This window comes from Clostridium acidisoli DSM 12555 (genome assembly GCF_900176305.1).
GTDB lineage: Bacteria > Bacillota > Clostridia > Clostridiales > Clostridiaceae > Clostridium_I > Clostridium_I acidisoli.
Window position 1 is genome coordinate 1 of sequence record NZ_FWXH01000044.1, and the last position, 10,557, is coordinate 10,557.

A 10,557-nucleotide genomic window follows, 5' to 3' on the forward strand; every position below is an offset into this window, starting at 1 on the left:
TTAAATACATCCTATGTTATTGTTCAACGACAGTAAAGAAAAGACTTAAACAGTTAGGTAAGATAATTTAAATACATCCTATGTTATTGTTCAACTACTGAAAACAAGCCATTCTTTATTTTCATTATACTCTCTTAAACCGCATTAATAAAGGCTTTCTCTGAAATTTTTCCAACCGATTTTCATTTTTCGAAAAAAACATATAAAAAGTGCTCCAAAGTATTGATTTACAATGACTTGAAGCACTTTAATTTATTATGTCGGTTGGAAAAATTCATCTTAACGTTTGCTTATCAATTCTACTTTGCAGCATATATTGTAATTATAAATTCTTCTCCAATTTCTTTTAATTCAGGTTCCATAGCACCAATATCTTTCATACTTTTAAATATCATTGGGATTCCTCTTCCAAATTGATCTGTATATCTCATATTCTCCATATACTTTACCAAAAATGGATTTGTTGCATAAGATACACCTATCTTCATCTTTTCAATTGTTACCGTATTGGGAAGTTTTCCTGGACTATGGAATTCAATTCTATCATCAAACATAAAAATTCTTATTTTCGATCCTTCTATACTATAATTTCTATGAACAAGAGAATTCACAATAGCTTCCCTAAGTACTGTAATTGGGTATTCTTCTTTTTCTTCTCTTCTTAAGTCTTTAATTACAGATGGACTTTTAATGTTGTTCTTTAATACAACTAGGGTTTGCTCTGCTATGTCTTGAAGTCTTCCACAAATCACCTTTTTATCTATGAGATCATCCGTTATTTCTTTTCCATTAAAATGTGCAAAGCTAATTCCATTTTGAGGCATAACATTTTCAGTTCTTTTACCAAATATCAATAGTCCACCTACAGAGCAGACAACCCTGCTATCAAGTTCTTTCAATATATCAGCATTAATCAATATTCTTTCTATGCTTTTTTTATCTTCTTCGTACAAATCGAAAGTATTATATTTAAAAAAATAATCTCTAATTATATCCATATTTAAATCTTTTATTGAAGTATTATATACAGGCGATATATCAAAATGTATGCTCCCATTTGCTTCGAAAAGTCTTATTAGTTCTTCTTCTGTTTTATTCATAAAAATACCACCTTTGTTATAGACAAACTTCTTAATGGCTAAAAACTTACTTGTACTAAAATATAAACTGCTACCTTCTAATCATTTTTTACACTAAATTATATAAAGCATATCATCAGTACATTGTGCAACACATCATAATGGGATACAATTTTAGGAAAATACATCATCTTATGTTATTGTTCATAATTGGTTTAATACATTATTTCTTTGACATCTGAGTATTTTGCTCATGAAGTCATATGCGCTCTGGCGCAAACTCTAGATGTGTACATCTTATGTTAATGTTCAACTACTGTAAACAAGCCATCCTATATTTTCATTATACTCCCTCAACCCGCATTAATAAAAACTTTTCTTAAAATTCTTCAATCCGATTTTCATTTTGCTTTATACATTTAATCGATTTATTTATAATTACAAAATCCAGCTCCAAGGCTGCTCCCTTTTTCACCTAGTCCTAAAGCAATAGCTATTAAAGCCTTTCTCTGACTAAACTCATCTTGATTAACCTTTATCTGTACTTTATTTCCCAACAAATTAATAGACTTATATCTATATTTCATAGGAAATCTATTTAAAATTTCTATTTCATTAATAAACATTCCTAATTCTTTGTCTCCACACTCTTCTCCAATTTGCTTAAGTTTTTTCTCTAAATTATCATTTAACCTTTTCATTAATAAGTCTACTGAATGTTTTTCTTTGAGCCATGGCTTACTATCTATAGTAACAATAACAGGTTTTAAAGTATATATTTCATTAATTTTATCTACTTCTTGCACTTTTAAATCAACATCTATAGCCTTAATATCATTATAATTATGATTATAAATAGCTATTGCCATTTTATTCAGCAACTGAATATTCATACTTCTAAGTTTAAAAGAATATACTTTGCCTTTTTTATATATCTTGTCCTTCTCTATTGGATAAAAAGTATCATATACATATTTATAAAACTTTTCTTCATGAATTTTTTTTAGCAAAGTTGTTTTTAACATAGAGTTATTTATAAATACACCAATATTATAAGGAACTTCAATAAAATTCATATTTTTCGATAGCTTAATTTTTATTTTCAATTCGTAAAAATTCATTTTTAAATCTCCTCTACAAGTTTTATCAATTGTTTATTGAAATCCCCATCTTTTTCATAAAACTTATCGTCATTAATTTCTATATCAAATACTTTTTTATATTTCAATATTAGATTATCTAAAAATTTAATAGCATCTCCAATTTCATCATCTATTTTATTTTTTGATACACCTTCATAACCATGAGCCAATACACTATTATTTCTTATTTGTTTTAATTTATTCATTTTAGTACAATAACTATATAAATCATATTCTTTACTTTTTTCTTCTAAAATTTCTTTCAATTTATTATTCATATAAATTATATCAATTTTAGGTTTATGTTTCATACATTTGCTCTTGATTTTGGAATTAATATACTCGAGTTCTTCTCTAGTAAATTGAACTTTACCGCTTTCTTCACCCTTTTTCAACACATTTTTATATATTAAAATAGATCTATATATATCTTCCTGCATCCTAAAAATACGGCCAAGGAAATCAGTATACGCCCCATTCTGGTATTCATATATAGCATTATTTTTCACTTCATTTAAAAGGTATTCATTTTTCTTGTTAACTAACTGTTTTAAAAAATTTATAAATTCATCGCAGACATTTCTGCTTTCGCTATCATAATCTTCTGCACTCTCTATGTATTTACTTGCATTTTCAAAATCAAATTGAATTCGTGAGTGTGCTGCCTTTAACATATTTAACACCGTTTGATATTTATTCTTTGAGACTTCATATTTTTTATTATATTTCTCAAGTAATATTTTTGTTGCCATATAATCATTTTTATTAATAAATTCACATATACGGCTTTTATCATCATCTTTTCTAAAAGTTTCACATATATTAAACTTTACCGACGTATTGGTATTTTGTTTCGTATAGAATGGTATAACTCTGCAACTTGAATTTATACTCGTATTATATAATAATCCAAACGACATGGCTGGTGTACCACCTGTTATGTTTAAAAAAATAGCATCTGAATCATATTCTTTTCTTAATTCTTCATCATAAAATCTTGTCATTTCATCATAATCAGAAGGATTTAATTTTGTACAGCAAGTAACTATTTCTACGTTTTCTATTGATTTATCTAATTCTATTCCTAATTTTTTATCAATACTTAATTTTTCTATTATTCCTCCTAGATATATAGTATCTTTTCCATTGTTCTGCATATCATTCTGATTCGTTACTATTAAAATAATCTTTTGCAATTTTTCATTTTCTAATACTTTTTCAACTTTTTTAATAATTGATTTAATTATTGGAAAGTCAATACATTCAATGCCTTTAGGATAATTTTCTAATAATTTATTAGTCAACTTTCTAAAATTATTAGGATGCACTCTAAAATTATTTTTTATTATGCTCCCTGATTCTAATGTCTTTTTCATTTCATCATCATCGCTAAATAAATCCACCATTTTCTCAAGCTTATCTTTCTTAATCTGTAAATCTTGAGCTCCCAAATTCATAATAAGTACATTCTTCATACTTTCCTCACCTCAATCCATCCGAAAGTTCCTTCGATACTATCATTCTTTAAGACTACCCATTTTGTTGTAGGAAATTCTCCTTTTTTTCTTTTCTTTTTTAACTTTATTACAAGCTTATAAATTTCGTCATCATTAAGTTCTGCTGCTAATGTATTACTGAAAAACCCCTTTAATTTTCCAGTTCTTGATATAAAACCACTATTATCTTTTTTAAATCCTCTTATTTTTTCTAGCAAAAGGTTATATTCATTTATAATAACATTCTTTTCACTAAACTTAACTTTTGATATCTCCCTTATTTCCTTACTTATAACTTTCTCATAAAAATCATTTATTTTATAAAATAAATCTTCTTTTGTAAAAAATTTATTCTTCAATATCATTTGTGAATACAATGTCTGGTCCTTATCTATTCCCTCTAAAAGAATCTTCATATCTAAATTTAATTTTTCAGAATCAATGTCCTTATATATATTTATACTTCTTGCTTCATATATGGATGTTTTTACTTCAGCATCTATATCTGTATCTCTTATTATTAAGTTTTTAAAAATATCATCTTGTACCAATTTATAATCTTTTCTAAATATATCTTGTCCCATATACTCTTTAAAAAATATTCTTTTTTTATCTACAACATCATTTTTACCTATCTTATTGTATAAAACGGCCGTTCTAATACCACCTTTTAAGGAACTTCCTGGTATATACGATATACCTCTAGATTTAATACATGTACTTATTTCGACATTTCCTCTTATGTTGCCGTTACATTTAATTCTACCAGACTCAACCTCTTTCAAATTTATATTTTTATCCTTCAGTAAATTTTTTATAGTATATTTATCTATACTGTTACTTCTTTTATTCCTCAAGATTTCCAAATATTTATTGTAATAATCCTTATCATTAATAAGTATCTCTGCAATTTTATCAACATCTAACAAAACAAAATCATTTTTATCTTTTATCATATCTATGTAAGGACTTAATTTACTATTATTGTCATTTAAAATTGAAACAGGTGAAAGTATTTTTATTTCTAAATTTATTATATCCTTCTGTAAATAATTCACTATTTCTCACCTCCAAATGGATACAAAAAAGCCTTACCATAAACATGTATGTCATGACTAATGCCATCTACCTTAAACGAATAAATATCTCCTTCTACTTTTCCAGTAAAAATACTCCCTTCTTTTATCATCCTTAATGTTGGCTTTTTTATGCTTGTTGCTTTCTTTGAAAAAATAAACCCATTTCTATTTTCTAAAGAATACTTACTTATACTTGCCAAATCACTTTCTTTTGGATAAAGCATTGAAAGATTTACATACCTATTAAAATTATCACAAACATTAAATTTATATTCATTTATATCTATTTTTTCAATTACTCCTGCACCTAATGACCTCTTTCCACCTATAGATATAAATTCAAGTGCTTTAATATATTTATCTTTTAATATTTCTTTATTATCATCTATAAAAAAATAAAAGTACGGTTCTACCTTTATTCCATCTGACTCATTAGTTGTCAAAACACTAAATGAATCATAATAAGTATCTATAGATTCTTTGGTTAATCTGTCAATTACATTTTTTTGAAGCATATCTTTTTTTATTGGATAATAATTTTCTAATATCTTTATAACATTATTATCCACTTCATGATTTTCTATATAATATCTTCCATCAACAATGAATCCATTTTTAAAACTGTAGTCAATCACATCTTCCTTAAAATCGTACTTTTCACTTAAATTCTTAAAAGCATTGTAAGATACCCAATTAATATTTTTATATTTTTTCCTATTTAACAAATTTTTTTCTTCTATATCCTTAGAAATCTCTTTTTCTCTAATTAATAAATAAGGCTTAGGTAAAAAATCTATATATTTTGAAACATTATTTTTAGTTATTTTCAATCCTAAAAAAGCTGATGATATTTTCACCTTTTCATTTATTGCCTTTACTACCACATTTAGTTCATTCTCTGTAATAACATAAGATAAAGCATTAATAACCATAGAGTATAATTTATCGGAAGAAATATAATCATATAGTTCATCACCAATATGAAGTTTTGCATTGTCTTTAAAACTTAATATAACTTTCTTCATTTTGTCACCCACTTAACTATGAATCATTTCTTTTTTTAGCTCGCTAATCCATGTGTCATTAATTTCGTTTACGGATGCTTTAACATCTCCAAATTGCTTAATTGTATAATCATCTATTGTTTTTACAAAAAATTTAATATTCTCTAGATTAACCTTACCATATCCTCTTGTACCATTCCCCCCCAAGTAATCATCTTCAACAAATTTAAATCCTTCGATTAAATACTTAAAATTTCCTATATCTTCTTCATTATATATTGTATAAATCACCTCTAATTCAAATATAGCTCCTTCTGGAACCCTTTCAAAAAGCCTTGGATTTGCTTTAGAAGTTAACCTATCTATTGAATTCTCCCATTTTGATTCTGTATATGCTAATTCTAACTCTTTAAATTCTCCTCTCTTCTTTCTCATATCCTCAGCTATGCTATCTTTTAAGAAAGCATCTCTTACTATTATTCTTGTTGGCAATCTATCTTGAGTTTTATTTTCTTCACTGGCAGAAGCTCCATATATTTTACAAATAATGCATTCTCCGCAATTACATGGGAGATTTTCACCTTTTTCATTTTTGCCTATTTTATTATGTGCAAGTTCCGTAAGACTCCTTAACTTACCTTTTAAAGACGAGCCTGGAATATAAGGCTCACCTTTATGATTTTTTATAACACTGTTATCTATTCCACCAATTTCAACGCTTGAATTTCCTCCACCTATATGTAATCCTGTTTTAACAACTAAATCTGCATTTATAATTAATCTACCTAGCATTTTACTAATCCCCCCTTATGTATTATCCCCATAATATTTTCTATATGCTACTATGGTTTCAATAAATTCTTTTAGAGATTTTTTCTCTTCTTCATTATCACTAACTTCTAAATTTTTAATACCTTCATCTAATATATTAATTAGACTTATAATGCCGTAATTTTTTCCGTTTTTACCAGCTATATATGCAAGTCTTGGTCTTAATCTCTTCAAATCCATTGCTGTTTCAGCATTCATAATATCACTATATATTTTTCTAATTTGAGAAGTGGTTACCTTTTCCCTTTTTAAGTATTGAGCATATTTCTTACATTCGTCTATATAAACATCATAACCTTCTCTTAAACTTGTAATCTTAAGTATAATTTCACTAAAATACTTTAAATACTTTTCACTATCATCCCATCTATTACTGTTATTCACTCTTATTCCCCTTTCCTTCTATCTGCCTACAATTACATTGTGCCCACTTATTAGCAAATGGTATTATCATAGCCTGTTTATTCAAATCTGATTTTATTACTGCACTTAAACATATACTTTCATATTGATTTACTAAATTTTCAATTAATGCACTACTATCTTCAGTTCTTAAATCCTTTAAATAGTATGCTAATCTATACATTTTCACATAATTTATACTTCTATCACCTTTTTTAAAAACTGCTTTGAAACCTTTAGTACTTTTATCTATTTTTTCAAACACACTTTTGCTTTGAGTTTTCTCATATATTTCTTCGATAAGATTTTTTAATTTAATTAATTGTAAATATTGTTGCCAAGTAAAAATCTCTCCAAGAAAGCATATTTTATCTTTCCCTTCTGTCAACTTTCCTTTTGATAAAAAATCTTCTGTAATCTCGGCTGTTTTAATAATTGGAAAATCCGAATTAAACATACCCACACCAGCCGAAAAAGTTTTATCTTTACAATCTACAAATGCTCTAAACAATTCTCTAAGTATATATACAAACTCAAATATTTCATCATACCTTCCTACTAAAAAGGTATCATCACCACCAGCATAAATTATTGTGATTTTTTCTTCCCAATTTTTTGTTTTTAAATATTGCCTACATTCTTCAGGCATATAATTATTCTTTATTATTTGTTCAACAAAGCCTTCAAAAAACATTGAGATATTTCTGCTTAAACCAGCAACTTGTCCAATACTTTTTGCATTTATAAATAAGCTTCCAAGATTATCGACGTCTAATTTAATAACACCAATTTTATTATCTCCTACTGCCTGACTACTGCCTACTATTTCATCTAGTGATCCTGTAATAAGTTTTATACTTTTGAAAATATATCCATCTGCATTATCATTATCAAAATCATTAATTGAATATACAGCTGTTTTCTTATCTCTTAAATAAAAACGTTGTGAAAAAGAAATATTATAGCCTAACGCTCCAAATATTTCATTTACGCTATTATATTTATCTTTTAATAAATCAAATTCTACCTTTTTCTCTATATAATACTTTTTATTTCTTGCATCTTCTATCAATTCTATATATGATTGACATAATGGACATCTTTTTTCTTCATCTAGTTCATACGATATACGATTACAAACACTACATGTTTGTCCTAATTTTCCAACATTGCTAATTGGTCCAAATATTTTTTTAAAGTTTTCTTTAAGTCCTATTTCACTCCATCTTTTATTTTTAACTTTTCCTACACTTTCTCCAGCTTTTTTCCAAACTTCTTCAAAATCATTAAAGTTATCTAATGTAAATTCAACTTCTGCTAAAGCTAAATAAAGTTCTCCGTTATGGGCATTAAGCAAAAGTTCACTTAATTCTTTTCTTATTTTTTGAAACTCTTCTATATGCTCTTTACTTGCTATAATATAGAAATTTCCACCACCACTATATAAAATATTAGTTATATTAAGTTTTAGTTTTCTAATTACATATTTTGAACATAAATCCTGCAAAAGAGTTAAATAAAGTGAGCGAGCTTTTAATGTTTTTAAAGCATCCGCTTTCTTAGTCTTATATATAAAATTTTGTATTCCCGAAAAATCACCTTTTATTAATATAAACTGATTATCATTTTTTTCCTGACAAGTTACTATAGCTGAAGTTATCTTACAAACATCAAACAACGAAATATTGCAATTTTCTATATTTACAGCAGGAACGTTACTTAAATATTTCATACATATGTAATAAACCTTTTTAAAATTATCCTTATTATACTCAAGCTTATCAAGTACTTCATCAATATATTTATCCCACAAATACTTTTGAATTGTATTATTTTCTTTTCTCCTATTAATTAATGATTTAATGTCTAATTTTAATTCTGTAAATGGTAAATAACTATCTTGGGAATTTGATAGTATATTTTTCAATTTATATATACAGTTATTTTTAAATTTACCTTCTCGATTGCCTAAAGCCACTTTATATGCTTTTTCTATATTATCATTAATTTCAATTGAAAATATTTTTAATAGTTTATAGTATTTCCCTTTGTCGATATTTTCTAAATATTTAGCAAACGAGTACATCAACCTACTACACTTCAAGAATTTAGCCTCCTTTTTAATTACTCTATATCTGTAATTCTAATATAATCAGTGCTTTAAACTAAAGAAGTTTGTTTTTATATTTATAATAATCATATTTTTATATATTATACCATATTTTGCATTAATTTTTGTTTTATATCATTAATAAAAACAGTATAAATTTAATACTTTTAGCCATAAAACGAAGCAACTTTTCATATCAACATATACCACTGAATATTAAAGCAAAAATGGGATATAATAATACAACATCAAAGGATGGTGAATTGTTTTGGATAAATTAAGTATAGTTGGAATTCTTGTTGATAAGAGAACAAAAGCAGTCCCACAGGTTCAAGAAATACTGACAAAATACGGTAATAGTATTATTTCTAGGTTTGGAACCCATGACTCAGGTGAAAGGGAACATGGACTTATAACTTTAAATTTCCGCGACAAAGAAGAAAAATTAAAAGCTATGATTCATGATTTAGAAAATGTGGATGCCGTAGTAGTAAAAGCTATTGATATGAAGTAATAATACCCAATTAATTTTTTAGCAATTATAAAAACACCCAACCTTTACATATAAATATAAAATAGTTCATGAAGGTTGCATGTTTATTTTTTATAACTATAACTTTTGCTAATGAAATATATATTCTCATGTGCGCTACAAGAACACTTGTGAATAGCTTACTTAACTTCTTCAACTGTTTCCTTAAAGAATTCTTCTTTGTAGTCCTTGTTGGCATCCATATTCTAAACTTAAAACATTGCACCATGATAATAACCTTGCTTTTCTAGCATAATGAAGAGGTGTATTATCACAATTTCCCTCCCCACCTGGAAAAAGTATTGCAATAGACTTTGATCTAGGTGTCTGAGGCAATAGTATTTAAATACATCTTATGTTATTGTTCATAATTGGTTTAATACATTATTTCTTTGACATCTGAGTATTTTGTTCATGAAGTCATATGCACTCTCGTGCAAACTCTAGATGTGTACATCCTATGTTATTGTTCAACTGTTTTTAAATAGTCTTAATGTTAATCAAACAAGATTTAAATACATCCTATGTTAATGTTCAACTGTTGCTTGCTGATACTGCATTTGCTGCTAACACTATTTAAATACATCCTATGTTAATGTTCAACTACTGAAAACAAGCCATTCTTTATTTTCATTATACTCTCTTAAACCGCATTAATAAAGGCTTTCCTCAAAATTTTTCCAACCGATTTTCATTTTTTCAAAAAAACATATAAAAAACACTTCAAAGCATTGATCTACAATAGATTGAAGCACTTTAATTTATTATGTCGGTTGTAAAAATCCACACCATTATTCGCTTTTTACACCTAATCTTCAAAGTAATACTTATTTTGTTGATGAAGTTATATGTTCTCCCGCACAAACTCTAAATGCGTACATC

General features: G+C 26.5%; 9 protein-coding genes. 1 reads left to right on the top strand and 8 read right to left on the bottom strand.

The features are described from left to right. Positions 1 to 299: 299 nt before the first annotated feature. From B8978_RS18930 to cas10, 8 genes are all read right to left on the bottom strand, one after another. Entirely contained in the window at positions 300 to 1,100 is an 801-nt protein-coding gene (locus tag B8978_RS18930) for an ATP-binding protein (protein WP_242950599.1), read from the bottom strand. Between the two features lie 407 nt (positions 1,101 to 1,507). Beyond that, positions 1,508 to 2,200 (bottom strand): hypothetical protein, encoded by a 693-nt coding sequence (locus tag B8978_RS18935; RefSeq protein ID WP_084117842.1) that lies wholly within the window; start codon positions 2,198 to 2,200, stop codon positions 1,508 to 1,510. A 2-nt stretch (positions 2,201 to 2,202) separates the two neighbouring features. Continuing rightward, positions 2,203 to 3,696 (bottom strand): hypothetical protein, encoded by a 1,494-nt coding sequence (locus tag B8978_RS18940; protein WP_084117843.1) that lies wholly within the window; start codon positions 3,694 to 3,696, stop codon positions 2,203 to 2,205. Then, positions 3,693 to 4,775: a type III-A CRISPR-associated RAMP protein Csm5 gene (csm5, locus tag B8978_RS18945; protein ID WP_176212758.1), complete on the bottom strand. Its 1,083-nt coding sequence runs from the start codon at positions 4,773 to 4,775 to the stop codon at positions 3,693 to 3,695. Before csm5 ends, B8978_RS18940 begins: the two co-directional genes overlap by 4 nt. Continuing rightward, entirely contained in the window at positions 4,775 to 5,821 is a 1,047-nt protein-coding gene (csm4, locus tag B8978_RS18950) for a type III-A CRISPR-associated RAMP protein Csm4 (protein ID WP_084117845.1), read from the bottom strand. Before csm4 ends, csm5 begins: the two co-directional genes overlap by 1 nt. 12 nt (positions 5,822 to 5,833) lie before the next feature. After that, positions 5,834 to 6,592 carry a type III-A CRISPR-associated RAMP protein Csm3 gene (gene csm3 / locus B8978_RS18955; RefSeq protein ID WP_084117846.1) on the bottom strand — a complete coding sequence of 253 codons (759 nt, stop codon included), beginning with the start codon at positions 6,590 to 6,592 and terminating at the stop codon, positions 5,834 to 5,836. Between the two features lie 15 nt (positions 6,593 to 6,607). Next, a complete protein-coding gene (gene csm2 / locus B8978_RS18960; RefSeq protein WP_176212759.1) occupies positions 6,608 to 7,015 on the bottom strand; it encodes a type III-A CRISPR-associated protein Csm2 in 408 nt (135 codons plus the stop codon). Continuing rightward, entirely contained in the window at positions 7,008 to 9,137 is a 2,130-nt protein-coding gene (cas10, locus tag B8978_RS18965) for a type III-A CRISPR-associated protein Cas10/Csm1 (protein WP_084117848.1), read from the bottom strand. The genes csm2 and cas10 overlap by 8 nt, the downstream gene beginning before the upstream one ends. A 274-nt stretch (positions 9,138 to 9,411) precedes the next feature. Here cas10 and B8978_RS18970 point away from each other — a divergent pair, with 274 nt between their 5' ends. Further along, positions 9,412 to 9,657, top strand: a complete 246-nt coding sequence (locus B8978_RS18970) for a hypothetical protein (RefSeq protein ID WP_084117849.1) — start codon at positions 9,412 to 9,414, stop codon at positions 9,655 to 9,657. Positions 9,658 to 10,557: the final 900 nt, after the last annotated feature.

Coding starts and splice junctions, on each gene's coding strand:
- B8978_RS18930 (WP_242950599.1), bottom strand. CDS start 1,100: ATGAATAAAACAGAAGAAGAACTAATAAGACTTTTCGAAGCAAATGGG.
- B8978_RS18935 (WP_084117842.1), bottom strand. CDS start 2,200: ATGAATTTTTACGAATTGAAAATAAAAATTAAGCTATCGAAAAATATG.
- B8978_RS18940 (WP_084117843.1), bottom strand. CDS start 3,696: ATGAAGAATGTACTTATTATGAATTTGGGAGCTCAAGATTTACAGATT.
- csm4 (WP_084117845.1), bottom strand. CDS start 5,821: ATGAAGAAAGTTATATTAAGTTTTAAAGACAATGCAAAACTTCATATT.
- csm3 (WP_084117846.1), bottom strand. CDS start 6,592: ATGCTAGGTAGATTAATTATAAATGCAGATTTAGTTGTTAAAACAGGA.